13 protein-coding genes are annotated in these 17829 nt (G+C 48.7%); 8 read left to right on the top strand and 5 right to left on the bottom strand.

Annotated elements, in window-relative coordinates:
- Positions 1-139: 139 nt before the first annotated feature.
- Both sucD and GWC95_RS05030 read right to left on the bottom strand, forming a co-directional pair.
- A complete protein-coding gene (sucD, locus tag GWC95_RS05035) occupies positions 140-1012 on the bottom strand; it encodes a succinate--CoA ligase subunit alpha (protein WP_161817608.1) in 873 nt (290 codons plus the stop codon).
- A 211-nt stretch (positions 1013-1223) separates the two neighbouring features.
- Complete coding sequence (locus GWC95_RS05030; RefSeq protein WP_161817607.1) at positions 1224-3497, bottom strand: PKD domain-containing protein; 2274 nt, start codon at positions 3495-3497, stop codon at positions 1224-1226.
- 216 nt (positions 3498-3713) lie between these two features.
- Between GWC95_RS05030 and efp the strand changes: the two genes are divergently transcribed.
- The 3 genes from efp to accC all read left to right on the top strand — a co-directional run bounded on the left by efp (position 3714) and on the right by accC (position 6501).
- Positions 3714-4289, top strand: coding sequence for an elongation factor P (efp, locus tag GWC95_RS05025; RefSeq protein WP_161817606.1), 576 nt, complete (start codon positions 3714-3716; stop codon positions 4287-4289).
- Positions 4290-4568: 279 nt separating this feature from the next.
- Positions 4569-5045 (top strand): acetyl-CoA carboxylase biotin carboxyl carrier protein, encoded by a 477-nt coding sequence (gene accB / locus GWC95_RS05020; protein WP_161817605.1) that lies wholly within the window; start codon positions 4569-4571, stop codon positions 5043-5045.
- 118 nt (positions 5046-5163) lie between these two features.
- Positions 5164-6501, top strand: a complete 1338-nt coding sequence (accC, locus tag GWC95_RS05015) for an acetyl-CoA carboxylase biotin carboxylase subunit (protein ID WP_161817604.1) — start codon at positions 5164-5166, stop codon at positions 6499-6501.
- 133 nt (positions 6502-6634) lie between these two features.
- Here the strand turns inward: accC and GWC95_RS05010 are convergent, their stop codons facing one another.
- The 3 genes from GWC95_RS05010 to GWC95_RS05000 all read right to left on the bottom strand — a co-directional run bounded on the left by GWC95_RS05010 (position 6635) and on the right by GWC95_RS05000 (position 10281).
- Complete coding sequence (locus GWC95_RS05010; RefSeq protein WP_161817603.1) at positions 6635-7339, bottom strand: hypothetical protein; 705 nt, start codon at positions 7337-7339, stop codon at positions 6635-6637.
- Between the two features lie 179 nt (positions 7340-7518).
- On the bottom strand, positions 7519-7905 hold the full coding sequence (locus tag GWC95_RS05005) for a hypothetical protein (RefSeq protein WP_161817602.1): 387 nt from the start codon (positions 7903-7905) through the stop codon (positions 7519-7521).
- 183 nt (positions 7906-8088) lie between these two features.
- Entirely contained in the window at positions 8089-10281 is a 2193-nt protein-coding gene (locus GWC95_RS05000; protein WP_161817601.1) for a glutamine synthetase III family protein, read from the bottom strand.
- Between the two features lie 231 nt (positions 10282-10512).
- On the opposite strand from GWC95_RS05000, the gene GWC95_RS04995 reads away from it, so the two are divergent.
- From GWC95_RS04995 to GWC95_RS04975, 5 genes are all read left to right on the top strand, one after another.
- Entirely contained in the window at positions 10513-11238 is a 726-nt protein-coding gene (locus GWC95_RS04995) for a head GIN domain-containing protein (RefSeq protein ID WP_161817600.1), read from the top strand.
- Between the two features lie 184 nt (positions 11239-11422).
- Positions 11423-13627 carry a phosphoribosylformylglycinamidine synthase subunit PurL gene (gene purL, locus GWC95_RS04990; RefSeq protein ID WP_161817599.1) on the top strand — a complete coding sequence of 735 codons (2205 nt, stop codon included), beginning with the start codon at positions 11423-11425 and terminating at the stop codon, positions 13625-13627.
- A 62-nt stretch (positions 13628-13689) separates the two neighbouring features.
- On the top strand, positions 13690-14742 hold the full coding sequence (gene rfaD / locus GWC95_RS04985; protein ID WP_161817598.1) for an ADP-glyceromanno-heptose 6-epimerase: 1053 nt from the start codon (positions 13690-13692) through the stop codon (positions 14740-14742).
- 144 nt (positions 14743-14886) lie between these two features.
- Positions 14887-15687 carry a pyrroline-5-carboxylate reductase gene (proC, locus tag GWC95_RS04980; RefSeq protein WP_161817597.1) on the top strand — a complete coding sequence of 267 codons (801 nt, stop codon included), beginning with the start codon at positions 14887-14889 and terminating at the stop codon, positions 15685-15687.
- 355 nt (positions 15688-16042) lie between these two features.
- The gene (locus GWC95_RS04975) at positions 16043-17692 is read left to right on the top strand and encodes a CTP synthase (RefSeq protein WP_161817596.1); all 1650 of its coding nucleotides are present in this window, start codon (positions 16043-16045) and stop codon (positions 17690-17692) included.
- The last annotated feature ends 137 nt before the right edge of the window (positions 17693-17829 follow it).

Genomic DNA, 17829 nt, shown 5'->3' with positions numbered 1-17829 from the left:
GGAAAATGATGCCATAATCCCGGTTAATACATAGCTATTGACATGCATTAACATTCTTTTGATGCTTACCACGAACCCGCCAAACAAAAATCCCGGCAAAAACTTTACCGGGATCGATGTTGTATAAAGATATTGCGAATTATTTTTTCAGGGCGGCGGCCATGGTTTTGCCGATGTCTGCCGGGCTGGCCACTACTTCAATGCCACATTCTGCCATGATCTTCATTTTGGCGGCGGCTGTATCGTCTGCACCACCGATGATTGCACCGGCGTGCCCCATACGGCGGCCCGGAGGCGCTGTCTGGCCGGCGATGAAACCTACCACTGGTTTTTTCTTATTGTCTTTGATCCAGCGTGCCGCGTCTGCTTCCATGCTTCCGCCGATCTCGCCGATCATTATGATGCCGTCTGTTTCCGGGTCGTTCATCAACAATTCCACTGCTTCCTTGGTAGGCGTGCCAATGATCGGGTCTCCGCCAATGCCTATGGCCGTGCTGATGCCAAGCCCCGCTTTCACCACCTGGTCCGCTGCCTCATAGGTAAGCGTACCGCTTTTTGATACGATGCCGATGCGGCCTTGTTTAAAGATAAAGCCCGGCATAATACCCACTTTTGCTTCGCCGGCGGTAATTACACCCGGGCAGTTCGGGCCGATCAGCCTTGTATTTTTTCCGAGCAGGTAGTTTTTTACTTTCACCATATCCTGCACAGGTATTCCTTCGGTGATACAAACCACGAGGCTGATACCTGCATCCGTTGCTTCCATGATCGCATCTGCCGCAAATGCCGGCGGAACGAAAATGATGCTCACATCCGCACCTGTTTTTTTAACAGCATCGGCCACCGTGTTGAAAACGGGCCTGTCGAGATGCGTTGTTCCGCCCTTGTTTGGCGTAACACCACCCACCACGTTGGTTCCATACTCAATCATCTGCGTAGCATGAAATGTACCTTCTGTACCCGTAAAACCCTGAACAATGATCTTAGAGTCTTTATTGACTAATACTGCCATGGTAATTGTTTCTGTTAGTTTGGAAATTGCGGCAAAAATAAGGGAAAAGGGGTAAGAGACAAGGCGCAAGCTGCAAGAAAAGGGCGATTCAGGGTTATTTTCTGGCCGGTCGTCACGGCTGAAATGAAAACAGAAGCAGGGATCCGGGGTTATGATAACCATCCGGGATCCCTGCTTCCTGTTTTGCTGTGTTCTTTTTTTATACCTGTGCTTACAATTTATAGAATGCCTTGGCGTCCCTCGCACTCCTTGTGCTCACTTTCAGGAAGTACGGGCCGTGGTAAAGATTGCCCAGGTTGATCTCGTATACATTGTTTCCCTGCGCCAGTAATTTTTTGATGGTCAGTTTGGGTGCGCCATAGATATCGTATACCGTGATCTCCGCTTCCGCATTGGTGTTCCTGCTGTAGATCGTGGCCACCATTTTGGTGATTACGGGGTTCGGATTGATGCTGATGATCTTGATATAATCTACAGAAGATTGTGGTGTGGAAACAGTGTCCTGAACCGTTACCTGCTTGCAGGCCTGTGCAACACAACCGTTCACCGTTTTTATTTCAAGACACGCATTGTAAATACCCGGTGCAGGAAATTCTTTCAGGGGTTTGATCTCATTGCCGTTCAAAGCGGTGCCGTCTCCAAATTTCCAGCTGCGCTGGATGATGCTGTCGCTCGCATTTGTTTTGCTCATGCTGCTGTTGAACTGCACTCTTTTCAGGCTCACACGCTCTGCGGTAAATTGTACATCTGCCGCACAGTTAACAGGAGGGGCAACGGTTACAGAAACATGTTCGGTGAATTTGCTTTCACACCCGCTTTTTGTTTTGATGTAAAGCGTTACAGCGTACTTCCCGCTTTTTGGATACACATGTAACGGGTCCTTGCTGTTTTGAACGGGCGCGGTGCTGTCTCCGAAGATCCATGTGTACCCTGTCACACTATCGAGTGCCGTAGCGCCGGTTGAGGTGCTTTTGAATTTAACCGAACCTTTTTCAACCGTAAACACAAACGATGCCTTGCATGATGCAGCCTGTGGCGCTGGTATCACCACTACAACAGACGTTCTGCTTTCGCACCCTGCCTTGGTTTTGATCACCAGTGTTACCTTGTAAGAACCCGGTTTGCTGTATACATAAAACGGCGCAACCACATTTCCACCAAGCGATACATTGTTTGCGCTGTCGGTGTAAGACCAGGTTCTGCTGATGATGCTGTCGCCCGGTGCATTGCTTGCACTTGATGCCGCACTGTTGAAATATATGGTTGAGTCCTTGATCGTGTAAGTGAACGCGGCTTTACATGGAACCGGCGGGTGTGGGGGATTGATCACAACAAGTACGGTTGTCTTGCTCTCGCACCCTTTTTTTGTTTTGATCACGAGGGTGACCTTGTATGCCCCCGGTTTGCTGTAGTCAAAAGATGGGTCAACAACATTTCCCCCGAGTGTCAGGTTGTGTGTACTGTCTGTGTACGACCAGGTTCTGCTGATGATGCTGTCGCCCGCAACAGAACTTGCAACGGATGCGGCGCTGTTGAATTTGATGGTCGAATCCTTGATCGTATAGGTAAATGATGCTTTGCAATTGGTGGGCACAGTAGGTGTTGTCGTTGTATCGCGTACGGTTACGGTGGCGCATGTTTTGTTGTCGCAACCTTTCACACTCACCACTTTCAGGCAAACATTGAAAACACCTGTGTCTTTGAATTCTTTTTCTATGACGATCTTGTTTCCATCGGTAGAGGTGCCGTCGCCAAACTGCCAGATGCGGCTGAAGATGCTGTCGCCCGCAAGTACATTGCTTTGCGTGCTGTTGAAACGGTATTTCTTAGGAGCTATTTTTTCAATGGTAAAAGAGGCCGTGGCCTTACAGCTTACCTGTGGCTGAAAAACAACAGCCTTGCAGTAGGTGCTTTCACATCCTTTTTTTGTTTTGATGGTTACGCACGCGTTGTAGGTGCCTGCATGGTTATAAACATGCAACGGGTCTTTCGTTCCTGCAGCGGGCGCAGTGCTGTCGCCGAAATTCCAGGTATAGCTGGTGATGCTGTCGCCCGCAGGTGCCGTAGAAGCGCCTGCTGTAAATTTCACGCCGGTGGCAACGGATGAGTATGTGAATACCGCATTGCAGTTTACCGGTGGCGCCTGCGTAGTGCTGCAGATCCTGAAATTACTTTCTGCATAACCGCCTGCACCTACCGTGGCATTTTGAACGATGCGAGCGCCCTTGCAGTCTTCAACAACAACGGTTACTTTGTTGATGGTATTGCTGCAGGAGAGCGTATCTATATAATATCCATTCGCATTGGTGGTTACAGTGTGAACGATGTTGCAGCTGCTGTCTGCGTAGATCTTAACAGTCCTGTTTGCAACCGGGTTGTTGAGCGAGTCTTTTACTGTGCCCTTTACGGCCACTGTGTTGGCAAACAATTGTGCCGCGAAGAGAAGGCAGATGAATGTAAGAAGGCTGGGTAGCGTTTTTTTCATAACAAGTGTGTTGGCTGGAATGATAGATACCGGCCGGAATCTGCGCGCAGCCCGGGTTGTATAAATTTTTACCAATTGAAGAAGACACGTACCGCTTTTTTTGTCTTTTGCCTGTTTTTCTGCACGTTACGCAATTGCGGCAGGCGGCCCGCAATCCAACCAGAAAGCTGAAACCGGAAAAATCCCTACTTTTGCGCCTACCTTAAAACAAGTATAATGGCAACAACATCCGACATCAGCCGTGGCCTGATCCTGAAATTAGACGGGAGCCTCTATTCCGTAGTAGAATTTGGTGAGAACAAAACAGCGCGCGCCGCTGCGAAAGTGTGGGCCAAATTAAAGGGCGTTGACAACAAACGTTCAATTGAAAAAACATGGAACAGTGGAGAGAACATCTTCCCGGTTCGTGTTGAGAAAAAAGCTTTCCAGTTTCTTTATAAAGATGATACGGGTTACAATCTCATGAACAACGAGACCTTCGAACAGATCGCCCTCGGGGAAGAGATGATCGATTCGCCGCAGTTTTTGATGGATGGATCCGAGGTGCTGGTATACATCAATACAGAAACCGATCAACCGATCGGTGCCGAGCTCCCCGAGAAAATCGTTTTGCGGATCACCTATTGCGAACCGGGTCTCCGTGGCGATACGGCTACCCGCGCGCTCAAAGCCGCAACCGTAGAAACCGGTGCAACCGTAATGGTTCCCCTGTTTGTAGAAGCCGATGAACTCATCAGGATCAATACAAAAGATGGTTCTTACGTAGAGCGCGTAAAGGAAGAAAAACACTAATCGAGAGACAAGGACCGCGGAAACGTCACAGCACGCTGTTTTCAGCGGATCCCCGGAAAAATCTGGAGAGACCCTTAACCGGGTCTTTTCTTTTTTATATATGATCAGGGCGGGTTCACGAATCCCCCGGGTTGCCACGCCGGTTTATTCCCACGCGTTTGGCCCGGTTTTTTCAGCACATAACTGTTCAAAGAAAATCCCCGTTTTTATCAAAAAAAGGCTATTTTGCCCCCCTATTTGAGCAAAAAATACCGTTTTTACCCCTAAAACTTGCCAATTATGGACTTAAAGCAAATTCACGAACTGATCAAGATCATCAACAAAAGCAATATTGGTGAGATAAGTATTGAAGACAAGGATGGTAAGGTAACCATCAAGCAAAAAGAAGAAGCGGTAGTAACAGTAGCGGCGCCACAGCCACAGGTTTACACTACCGCGGCGGCACCTGCGCCACAGCCCGCAGCCGCACCGGCCGCCCCTGCGGCACCCGCAGCCCCTGCCGCTCCCAAAGCAGATAACCTCATTACCGTAAAAAGCCCGATGATCGGAACCTTCTACCGTCGCGCGGCACCGGATAAACCACTGCTCGCAGAGGTTGGAACAGAGATCACCCCGGGCAAAGTAGTCTGCATCATCGAAGCGATGAAACTGTTCAACGAAATTGAAAGCGAAGTAAAAGGTACCATCGTAAAAGTGCTTGTGGAAGACGCGAGCCCGGTTGAGTACGACCAGCCTTTGTTCCTTGTTGAACCGTAACCTCCGGGCCGAATGATCTTCTGTGACGTTTTATGATCTCTTTTGATGGAGCCATAAAACCACAGGCGGGCCATGCAACCGGGATACCATTCTATAATAGTCATATAATCTGGGATATATGTTTAAAAAAATATTGATCGCCAACAGGGGAGAGATCGCGCTTCGTGTGATCAGAACCTGTAGAGAGATGGGCATTAAAACGGTGGCGGTTTATTCCACTGCCGACAAAGACAGCCTGCACGTAAAATTTGCAGACGAGGCTGTTTGTATCGGGAAACCTGCAAGCGCAGATTCTTACCTCAACGTTCCGCACATCATGGCCGCTGCGGAGATCACCAATGCAGACGCCATCCACCCGGGCTATGGGTTCCTGGCAGAGAATGCAAAGTTTTCGCAGATCTGTGCCGACCACGGCATCAAGTTCATCGGGCCAACGCCTGAGATGATCAACAAGATGGGCGATAAGATCACCGCAAAAGATACGATGATCAAAGCCGGCGTACCCGTTGTTCCGGGTGGCGAAGGTTTGCTCGACAGCGTAGATCAGGCAAAATCACTCGCCAAAGAAGTAGGCTACCCGGTGATACTGAAAGCAACCGCCGGTGGCGGTGGCAAAGGCATGCGCGTGGTATGGAACGAAGGCGAAATTGAAAAAGCTTACAGCACCGCCAAGCAGGAAGCGGCCGCATCGTTCAAGAACGATGGCATTTACATGGAGAAATTCGTGGAAGAGCCAAGACACATCGAGATCCAGGTAGCGGGCGATCAATACGGCACCGTTTGCCATATGAGCGAAAGGGATTGCTCCATCCAGCGCCGCCACCAGAAACTCGTGGAAGAATCCCCATCACCCTTTATGACGCCGGAACTCCGTAAGAAAATGGGAGAGGCAGCCATCAAAGCAGCAGCGGCAATCAATTATGAGAGTGTGGGAACGATCGAGTTCCTGGTAGACAAACACCGCAATTTTTATTTCATGGAAATGAATACGCGGATACAGGTGGAGCACTGCGTTACGGAAGAGGTAATCAATTTCGACCTGATCAAGGAACAGATCAAGATCGCCGCAGGCGAAAAAATATCAGGAAAAAATTATGAGCCGCAGATGCACGCCATCGAATGCCGCATCAATGCAGAAGATCCTTACAACGATTTCCGCCCTTCGCCAGGAAAGATCACGGTATTGCATACGCCGGGCGGGCATGGCGTTCGTGTAGACAGCCATGTTTACGCGGGCTATGTAATTCCACCGTATTACGATTCCATGATCGGCAAACTCATCACCATCGCCCAAACCCGCGAAGAAGCGATCGATACCATGTACCGCGCCTTGAGTGAGTACGTGATCGAGGGCGTAAAAACCACGATCCCTTTCCATCTCCAGCTTATGCAGAACGAAGACTTCCGCAAAGGAAACTTTACAACAAAGTTTTTGGAGACGTTTAAAATGAAATAAGGATCATAGATCCAACCGGCTCCCAAATTTAAAATGCCGTAGCTGTAAGCTGCGGCATTTTAATGTGCTTATACTATTGTATGAAGGATCCGGTAATTTGAATGTCGATTGACTACTGATCGATGCGTGTGCACTAGCCGGCCGGTGGGTACAACTGGTTTTGCCTGAAAAATTCGATCATTGTATTGATCTGGTTCTCGTCAAGCCCCGCCCCGCGGTATTTGTTTTCTCTTTCTTTGTACATGGATACCGTTCTTCTTATCCTGTTGAAATCGCTGACCGGTATCCTGGAAATTTCGAGCGATGTTTTTTGTTTCCACACCTCTGTTTCCATCACCATATCTGCCATTTTACCATTGCCCGTTTCGCCCAATTTTTCAATGATGGTCTTCCTGTATTTCTGTTTCAGCAATTGCAAGGCGCGTTGCGGCGTTAAGGTGTCATAGGCCGGATTTGCATACAATGCAATGGCGGCACAGGGTTCAGGATTGGTGAGCTGGTTTTTTTTGTATTCTGCAAATGTTTTTACCTGGTCGTCTGTAAGGCCTATTTTTTTCAGGCGCTTGTTTACCTCCTGCTGCAGTTCTCCCGCGGTGGCATAGGTTTCGTTGGTATTGTCTGCGATGGTTTTCTGCTGCTGCGTTTGCCAGAGGTTAAGGTCGCCGATCTTATCCGCTGTTTCAGCGGAGATCTTCAATTTGTTTACGAGAAAGGGCTTGTCGCAGAAATTAAACAGTTCCCTTTGTTCTTCCGGCGTGCGCGTTACTCCGGCTTCCTGCGCATGCGATGATGTTCCGATAAAAGCGCAAAGCAAAGCGGCGAAAAATATTCTTTTCATTAATGATTGGTTGTTTTTCATTTCAACTAAAATTACGACAAGAATACAAGATTGTTCACCTGTTGGTATGCTGCAAGCTACCCGGAAGGTTTATTTAACAAATTCACAATTAGATCGAGGTTCCTATAAAAAACAATGGCTCCCACCGGGAGCCATTGAATAAGTTAGGGAAGGAAAAATTATTTTCCGCCGCCTGGACGTCCACCACCACCTGGGCGCATGCTCAAAAGTTCAACCACTTTTTTCGCCTGGTCGGCAGACAAACCTGCTTTCTCAAGTCTTTTTTGTCTCGCTTCGTTCATTGCCGGCGCTTTAGCCATCCTGTCTTCACGTGAGATACTTTGAAAATCAGAAGTACCATACACCTGGGCCATGATCGCTCTGTCGTTCCAGATCGCAATCACTGAGTCCTGCTGAACAGCTGTAAGGTTTGCAGGAGCCAGTCTTTCTTTCATTTGTGCAGCGCGTTGTTCAGGAGTCATTTGACCGCCTGGGCCGCCTTGTGCCATTGCGGTTGTTACTGAGAAGCAAACAACCACGGCTACGAATGCAATTACTTTTTTCATACAAGTATATTTTTGTTTAGGAATAGGAAAAGTAGTGATTTTGTTTTGAGCCTTTTCATTTTTTTCGGTGGAAAGCTTACGGTAGTCGGCATTCCACTCTTAACTTTTTATTAAGGTTGGGCACAAAAAAGCCCTGTTCTATCTACAGAACAGGGCTTTTTTTGTTGGGTCCCGGCCTTTGTATTAGCGTAAAAATAACATTTCACGGTATTTGGGCAGGGTCCAGATATCATCGTCTACAAGGTGTTCAAGTTTGTCTACATTGTAACGGATCTCATCGAAGAACGCAGATTTAACCTGGCTCTCGTAAGCGATGGCCTTGGTACGTGTGTTTTCGATGTTGTTGGCGATCTTCCTGGCTTCCACCATCTGGTGCACTTTGGTGTGGATCACCTGGATGTGTTCGCTCACCGCTTTCAATATATCCAGCTGGCTGCTATAGGCCGATTCAGGAAGGCCGGCTTCTTTCAGTCCGTTCACATTTTTCAGCAACTCATTCTGGTATTTGATGGCAGAAGGAATGATGTGGTTCAAAGCGATATCGCCCATGATGCGCGCTTCGATCTGAACTTTTTTGATGTATTTCTCGAGCTCGATCTCATGTCTTGCTTCCAGTTCTGTATGAGAATACACGCCGTTTGATTCAAATAGTTTTTTTGCTTTTTCCGAAACCATTGCATCCAGTGCAACCGGTGTTGTTTTCAGGTTAGGCAGACCGCGGCGTTCTGCTTCGTGGTGCCATTCGTCGCTGTAGCCGTCGCCTTCGAACAATACTTTTTTGCTTTCCACAATGTATTTCTGTATCACCTGCATGATGGCGATCTCTTTCTTGTCTCCTTTTTCGATCAGTGCATCTACATCCACTTTGAATTTCTTCAGGGTGTCTGCCATGATGGTGTTCAATACCGTCATAGAGATCGCACAGTTTGCCGAAGAACCCACCGCGCGGAACTCGAATTTGTTGCCGGTGAAGGCGAACGGCGATGTTCTGTTGCGGTCCGTGTTGTCGAGCATCAGTTCAGGAATGCTCCTGTGAAGATCGAGTTTGAGGATGGCCTCGTCCTGCTCATCAAACTTGGTGCTTACGCGGGCCTCTACATCAGACAAAACCTTTGAAAGATATTGGCCAACAAACACGGAGATGATCGCAGGCGGCGCTTCGTTCGCTCCCAAACGGTGGTCGTTTGGCGCAGAAGCAATGGCAGCGCGCATGATGTCTGCATGGTCGTGAACCGCTTTGATGATGTTCACAAAGAATGTGAGGAACATCAGGTTTGTTTTTGGTGTTTTGCCTGGTGCGAGCAGGTTCACGCCGGTATCGGTGGCCATGCTCCAGTTGTTGTGTTTACCGCTTCCGTTGATGCCGGCGAACGGTTTTTCATGGAACAATACAACGAGTTTGTGTCTTTTGGCAACGCGGCTCATCACATCCATCAGGAGAATGTTATGGTCGACCGCGATGTTCACTTCTTCGAAAATAGGTGCACACTCATACTGGCCGGGCGCTACTTCATTGTGGCGCGTGCGCAGCGGGATACCGAGTTTGTAAGATTCGGATTCAAAATCGCGCATGAACGCATATACTCTTTCGGGAATGGATCCGAAATAATGGTCTTCGAGCTGCTGGCCTTTGGCAGGCGATGCGCCAAAAACGGTGCGGCCGCATTGAACCAGGTCCGGACGTGCATTTACCAACGCTTCATCCACAACAAAATACTCCTGCTCCCATCCGAGGGTAGCGGTTACCTTGGTAACGTTTTTATCGAAGTAGTTGCAAACGTCTACCGCAGATTTATTCAGCGCCTCGAGCGCTTTGAGCAATGGCGCCTTGTAATCGAGCGATTCGCCTGTATAAGAAACGAAGATGGTAGGGATGCAAAGCGTTTTGCCTTTTCCGATCTCGATGATGAAAGCGGGAGAAGAAGGGTCCCAGGCCGTATAACCGCGCGCTTCAAAAGTGGCGCGCAGACCGCCGCTCGGGAACGAAGACGCATCCGGCTCCTGCTGGATCAATGCTGCGCCGTCAAATTCTTCAATGGCCGTACCATCGCCTTTGAGGGTAAAAAAGGAATCGTGTTTTTCAGCGGTGGTGCCCGTAAGCGGCTGGAACCAGTGCGTGTAGTGGGTAACGCCCTTTCCTTCTGCCCAGGCACGCAGACCGTTGGCGATCTGGTTGGCAACGGAACGGTCAATCTTTTTGCCGCCGCGTATGCTGGTGATCAGGCTCTTGTAGGCCTCGTCGCTCAAAAATTCACGGGCAGTTTTGAGCGTGAACACGTTCTCATTAAAAATACCGGTGATTTTTGTAGACGATGGAGTAGGTACCCCGGAAGCTTCATTGGTAATACTACCAATCGCTGAAAATCGTAAAGACATAGTTTGAATATTTTTTTACGATCCAAAATACGCCCAAAAACTTCGAAAAATCAATTTTAAATTATTTTTTGGTTGGAAAATGGGTCAAAATGTGGAAAAATAAAAACATAGAATTTATTTTAATTTGTATAGGAGGTTGCGGGTCAGCCATTGAGCGATGTGCGCCACCATTCTTTCCGGGATGTGTAACATATATCTCCACTCACCGTTACACCTTAAAAACCAACTTATATGAAACAATTGTTCGTTGCCCTGGCCTTATTGGCAAGCATATCGGGTTTTTCACAATGGTCGTGGAAAAAGGTAGAGGGAAGTGGGAACCTCAAAAAAGAAACCCGCACGGTAGGGAATTATACCGCGATAAGCTCATCAGGGGCATGGGACGTGATGGTGGCTTACGGTGAAAGCAATAACATAGAAATAGAGGGCGACGACAATCTGTTGCCATTGATAGAAACGGTGGTGGAGAATGGAAAGCTTTCGATCAAATCGAAAAACGTGAACATCCATTCAAGGAACAAGATCACCGTTTATGTTTCATTGACCAAAGTAACGGGCCTCTCGCTTTCGGGCAGCGGCGACATCATCGGTGACGGCAAATTCGGAAACGATGGTACCACCGAATTCAAAACTTCGGGTTCGGGAAGGATCAGGTTTACTTTTGGAAAGATCAGTAATGTATATGTAAGGGTGTCTGGAAGCGGGCATATTAAATTAACAGGCTCGGCAAATTCCGTAGAAACCAGTATCAGCGGCAGCGGCGGTGCAGACTGCAGGAACCTGATCGCCGACGACGCCAATATCCGGATCAGCGGCAGCGGCAATGCACAGGTATATGCCAATAAAAAAGTTTCCGCCAGCATCAGTGGCAGCGGCAGCGCCTCTTACCGCGGTGCGGCATCCGATGTAAGCAAACACATTTCAGGCAGCGGGCGCCTTTCGAAGGCGGGCGATTAGCGGGTATCCCGGGATGTGGAATAAACAGGGTCAAAGCAGATAAAAGGACGCAACATCACTTCCTTTTATCTGGTTTGACCTTTTTACTTTTTTAACCAAATTACCCCCACTGTTCCGGTTGGCGCGCTTCAAACTGCCAACTCATACCGCCAAACTCCAAACAGTTTATTACCTTCGCGCCATCATGGAAATTACAGCGAAAACAGCCGAACAGTTACGCTTGACAGCGGACGAATTTGAACTCATCAAACAGAAACTGGGCCGTACGCCCAACTTTACCGAGTTATGCGCCTTCAGTGGCATGTGGAGTGAGCACTGTAGTTATAAGAATTCCATCAAATGGTTAAAAACATTGCCGAGAGACGGCGGCCGTATGCTCGTGGCTGCGGGCGAAGAAAATGCCGGGCTCATGGACATGGGCAATGGCTTCGGCGTAGTATTTAAAATAGAAAGCCACAACCACCCCAGCGCCATCGAACCTTTCCAGGGCGCCGCTACCGGGGTAGGAGGTATCCAGCGCGATATTTTTACCATGGGCGCCCGTCCCATCGCTTCCCTCAACAGCCTCCGTTTCGGAAACCTGAAGGATAAAAAAACACAACGTTTGCTCAGTGGCGTTGTACACGGCATTGGTCATTACGGCAACTGCTTCGGTGTTCCTACCGTGGGTGGCGAGGTTTATTTCGAGGATTGTTACCATACAAACCCCCTCGTTAATGCAATGAGCGTTGGCATCATGCAGGCAAACAAAATGGTGAGTGCAACCGCATCGGGTACGGGCAACCCTGTATTTTTTGTAGGCAGCGCCACGGGTAAAGATGGTATTGGCGGTGCATCGTTTGCATCGGCCAACATCACATCCGACAGTGTGGAAGAATTGCCTGCGGTACAGGTGGGCGATCCTTTCCAGGAGAAAAAATTACTGGAGGCCTGTCTTGAGGTAATAGAAACCGGCGCCGTTATAGGCATGCAGGATATGGGCGCAGCGGGCATCATCTGCTCAACTGCAGAAATGAGCGCAAAAGGCGGCGTGGGTATGCGGATCGATCTTGAAAAAGTTCCGACAAGGCAAAAGAACATGAAGGCCTGGGAACTGCTGTTGAGCGAGAGCCAGGAAAGAATGCTGGTGGTAGTGGAAAGAGGAAAAGAAGAAGCCGTTCTCAAAGTATTTGAAAAATGGGATCTCAGTTGCAGCGAGATAGGCCAGGTTACAGACGACGGCCTTCTCAAATTTTACATGCATGGCGAACTGGAAGCCGAAATCCCCGCTTACGAACTAGTACTCGGCGGCGGCGCCCCGCAGTACACCAGGGAATACAAAGAACCTGCATACCTCGCAAAAGTACGGTCGTTCAACGCAGATGGTATTGAAGATGTGAAAGACCTGAAAGCAACAGCCGAAGCATTGATACAGTTGCCGAACATCGCATCCAAACGTTGGGTGTACACGCAGTACGACAGCATGGTAGGTGCGGCAAATGCCTCTACCAATGCGCCAAGCGATGCTTCCGTGGTATTGGCAAAAGGAACCGGAAAGGCATTGGCCATTACGGTAGACTGTAACAGCAAATATGTGTTTGCAGATCCATACACAGGCGGTATGATCGCGGTTGCAGAAGCAGCGAGAAATATTGTGTGCAGCGGCGGCGAACCGATCGGTGTTACAAACTGCCTCAATTTCGGAAACCCTTACGACCCGGAAGTGTATTACCAGTTTGTAAAAGCCGTGAGCGGGATGGGCGATGCCTGCCGCAAATTCAAAACACCCGTAACAGGTGGTAATGTGAGCTTCTACAACCAGAACCCGGATGGGCCGGTTTATCCAACCCCAACGATCGGAATGGTAGGCATACTGGATGATTTTGCAAACCGCATGACACTCAACTTCAAACAGGAGGGCGATGTGGTATTGCTTGTTGGCAAACAGCAGAACGACATCAATTCATCGGAATATTTACACAAGCTCCGCAAGACCGAATTTTCTCCCGCACCTTATTTCGACCTGGAAGAAGAGATCGCGGTACAGCATTTCATCGCTTCGATCATTAAAGAAAAAATGATCCAAAGCGCGCACGATATCAGTGAGGGCGGATTGGCGATCGCTTTGCTGGAAAGCGGTTTCACCAGCAACCTCGGGTTTTCGGTGAACGCAAAAACAAATTTCCGCAACGATGCCTATTGGTTTGGTGAAGCGCAGGGCCGCGTGGTTGTTTCCTGCACAAAAGAAAATGCGGAACGCCTGAAACAAAATGCGAAAAACAGCAACATCGAGATCCTCGAACTCGGAACCGTTACCGCGGGCAACGTCAGCGTGAACGGCGAGAACTGGGGCGCCATCACCGAATGGAAAAACAAATACGATACGGCAATCGAGAATTTGCTGAACTAGCGGTACCACAACTTTGGAAAGTATAAGCGCCAAAGCCGGACACCGGAATAAAACTTCTAAAGATGACTGATCAACCAACAAACGATTTGCAGAACGCCGGCTCAAAAGATCAGTCTGCAACCATCATCGTTACCGGCGCCGCCGGTTTCATCGGCTCGTGTATGGTACAGTTCCTGAATGAGAACGGTTATGAAGACCTGGTTCTTGTTGACGATTTCGGTATCGAGGAAAAAAGAAAGAACTGGGAAACAAAAAAATATACTTCTATTGTTGAGCGGTACAACCTGTTCGACTGGCTCGCGGCAACCGATCGCCGGATAGATGTGGTGATACACCTCGGCGCAAGAACGGATACCACTGAGTTCGATTACGCCATTCACGAGGAGCTCAATGTGCAATACTCCAAAGACATGTGGAATTATTGCGCCGCTAAAAATATTCCATTGATCTATGCCTCGTCTGCCGCAACCTATGGTGCAGGCGAATTGGGTTACGACGACAACCACGAGGTAATTCAGAAACTGCAACCGCTCAATCCATACGGTATAAGCAAAAACGAGTTCGACAAATGGGCCGTGGCCGAAGCAGCTGCGGGCCACCAGCCACCGTGTTGGGCGGGGCTTAAGTTTTTCAACGTGTACGGCCCGAACGAATACCACAAGGGAAGGATGGCAAGTGTGATCTGGCATGCGTTCAACCAGATCAAAACCAATGGATCCGTAAAACTGTTCCGCAGCCACAGGCCCGATTTCAAAGACGGCGAACAGCTCCGCGATTTTGTGTATGTAAAAGATGTGGTGCGCGTGATTGAATGGATGATGGAATCGATGCAGAACGGCGGATGGGGCGCAGCCAAAAACGGCTTGTATAATCTGGGAACCGGTACGGCACGCACATTCATCGATCTTGTAAATGCAACTTTCGCGGGACTCGACCTCGCACCCGATATCGTCTTCATAGACATGCCCGAAGACATCCGCGATAAATACCAATACTTCACAGAGGCCAACATGCAAAAACTCCGCAATGCAGGCTACACCCAACCGTTCAACACGCTGGAAGCGGGGGTCGGCGATTATGTGCGTGGGTATTTGAAGGGTTTGAAATACCTTTAGTCTAGTTGTTTAGTAGTTTATTTGGTTTTGGTTGATTGTCCTGGGTTTAACCGCCGCAATCACCAACACGAGCTTATGCCCGTTGCCAAAATCGAATGAACGCGCCAACAGGCAAATGGGTTATTCAACAATAAATCAAAAAGAATGGAAAACAGGATAGCGATCATAGGAGGTGGTAATCTTGGCGCCGCCATGGCGGAAGGGTTGATCGGCAGCGGGTTTGTGCGCGCCGATCAGCTTATCGTTACCAAGCGGAACACGGGCACGCTGCAATCATTGAAGGAAAAAGGCGTTGCGGTGATCAGTGATAACATGGAGGCCGTACGCAAAAGCAACTGGATCATCCTCGCTGTAAAACCTTTCCAGGTAAAAGAGGTGGTTGCCGAAATAAAACCGTACCTGGATGCGAAGCAACACGCCATCATCAGCGTGATCACCGGTGTATGGATCAGTGACCTGCGGGAGATGACGGAAGAAAATTTCACCCTGTTCCGCGCCATGCCGAACACAGCGATCGCGATACGCGAAAGTATGACCTGCATTTGTTCGCAGCAGGCGGCAGCCGCGCAAACAGAATTTGTTCTGGACTTGTTCAACCAGCTTGGCAAATCGGTTGTGATAGAGGAAAAACTAATGGATGCGGCCACGGTTCTTGGTGCCTGCGGAACGGCATTTGCCATGCGTTACATCCGCGCGAACATACAGGGTGGGATAGAGATCGGGTTCTCCGCAACCATCGCTTCGCTCATTGCGGCGCAAACAGTGAAAGGTGCGGCGGAACTGCTGCTTCAGAAAAATACCCATCCCGAACAGGAGATCGATAAAGTGACCACGCCAAAAGGCTGCACCATTGCAGGGCTCAATGAAATGGAACACCAGGGCTTCAGTTCATCGTTGATCAAAGGCGTGGTAACGAGTTACAAAAAGATCGTGAACGATATGTGACCGCCCGTTTCATACCTGTTAATGCAGAAATTACATGATATGTTATCCCCGGTAGGTGGCCCCGTGCCTGTTGTACACCTCAAATCCACAATTTTTCATCAAAATTCGGGAGTAAGTACCCCGTATTTTTTTGGGTAATTTTTTTGCTGTAGCTTTGTACGACCTCTGAAATTTTTCTATTACAACGTTCTTATTCCAAGGTCAATTTTTTATTTGAGTATAAGGTCCCGGAAGCAATAACCTGCTTTTAGTGGCCCTGTTTTTTTTGAAAAAAATGAAGCAATGTATTGCGGTGAACATGTGCCGTTGTGTAAATACCAGTTTTAACCAGGATAATTAATCAATTTGTAATAGTATGGCCAAGTTCATTTTTGTTACCGGTGGTGTAACAAGCAGTTTAGGAAAAGGGATCATTGCGGCTTCGCTTGCGAAGTTGCTGCAGGCAAGGGGCCTGCGTGTAACGATCCAGAAGTTCGATCCCTATATCAATGTAGATCCGGGTACGCTCAATCCTTACGAGCACGGTGAGTGCTTTGTAACGGAAGATGGCGCCGAAACCGATCTCGACCTTGGTCACTATGAGCGTTTTCTAAGCATCTATACTTCCCAGGCAAACAACGTTACCACCGGGCGCATTTACCAGACGGTAATCAACAAAGAGCGCGCGGGTGATTTTTTGGGAAAGACCGTACAGGTGGTTCCGCACATTACCGATGAGATCAAGAGAAGGATGTTGCTGCTGGGCGACGACAATAAATACGATGTGATCCTGACCGAAATAGGCGGCACCGTTGGTGACATCGAGAGCCTCCCGTTCATAGAAGCCGTGCGCCAGTTGCAGTGGGAGCTACCCGAAGAAGATGTGATGGTGGTTCACCTCACATTGATCCCTTACCTCAAAGCCGCAAAAGAATTAAAAACAAAACCAACGCAGCACAGTGTAAAAATGCTGAGCGAAACAGGTGTGCACCCGGATATCATCGTTTGCCGTACGGAAGAACCGCTCAACAACGACATTAAGAGAAAGATCGCGCTGTTCTGTAACGTAAAACCCGAAGCTGTGATCGAGGCAATGGATGCTTCAACCATCTACGAAGTGCCTTTGCTGATGCTCCGCGAGAAGCTTGACCTCATCTGCCTGAAAAAACTGAACCTTAGCGGCTACGGTGAGCCGCAGCTCGATAAATGGATCGGCTTCCTCGATAAATTAAAGTACCCGCGCAGCAAAGTAACCATAGGGTTGATCGGCAAATACATTGAACTGCAGGATGCCTACAAGTCGATACTCGAAAGTTTTGTTCACGCAGGCGCCATCAACGAAGTAAAAGTGCAGGTGGTGAATGTACACAGCGAATTCATTACCCAGGAAAATGTTGCGGAAAAACTGGATGGCCTTGATGGCTTACTCGTGGCTCCGGGCTTTGGCCACAGGGGAATCGAAGGAAAAATCGTTGCCGTACAATACGCCCGCGAAAAAGGATTGCCATTCTTCGGGATCTGCCTGGGTATGCAGATGGCAGTGATCGAGTTCGCAAGAAACATCCTCGGCCTGAAAGATGCGCACTCAACAGAAATGGATACCTCTACGTCGCATGCCGTGATCAACATGATGGAAGAACAGAAGAAGATCCGTTTGATGGGCGGTACGATGCGCCTGGGTGCCTATCCCTGCGAGATCAAAGAAAACAGCCTCGCGCACAGGATTTACAACAGCACCAACATCAGCGAGCGCCACCGCCACCGCTACGAGTTCAACAACGATTACATGGAACAGTTCGAATCGAACGGAATGGTGATGAGCGGAAAAAATCCGGAATCGGGATTGGTGGAGATCATCGAGATCCCATCTCACCCGTTCTTCATCGGCGTACAATATCACCCCGAATTAAAAAGCACCGTAGAACGCCCCGCGCCATTGTTCGTAAGCTTCATCGACGCTGCAAAAAAATACAATGAAAAAAGAAGTTCGTTTAAAACGAGTTCTTTGCAGGATGCGTTGATCTGAGTTGAAAAACGCAAGCTGAAAGTCAGAAACAAAGCCAAAGGCAAGGACGGTAACAAGTCCGGCCTCTGGCTTAGCTTCTGGCTTTTTTTGATACGAAATAAGGTCGCTATGGAATTCCGGTTCCAGGCGTTACCGGT

The organism is Sediminibacterium roseum, from assembly GCF_009939005.1.
In the GTDB taxonomy this organism is placed as follows: Bacteria; Bacteroidota; Bacteroidia; order Chitinophagales; family Chitinophagaceae; genus Sediminibacterium; species Sediminibacterium roseum.
The sequence above is the reverse complement of the archived record's forward strand: the minus strand, read 5'-3'. Positions and strand labels throughout refer to the sequence as shown.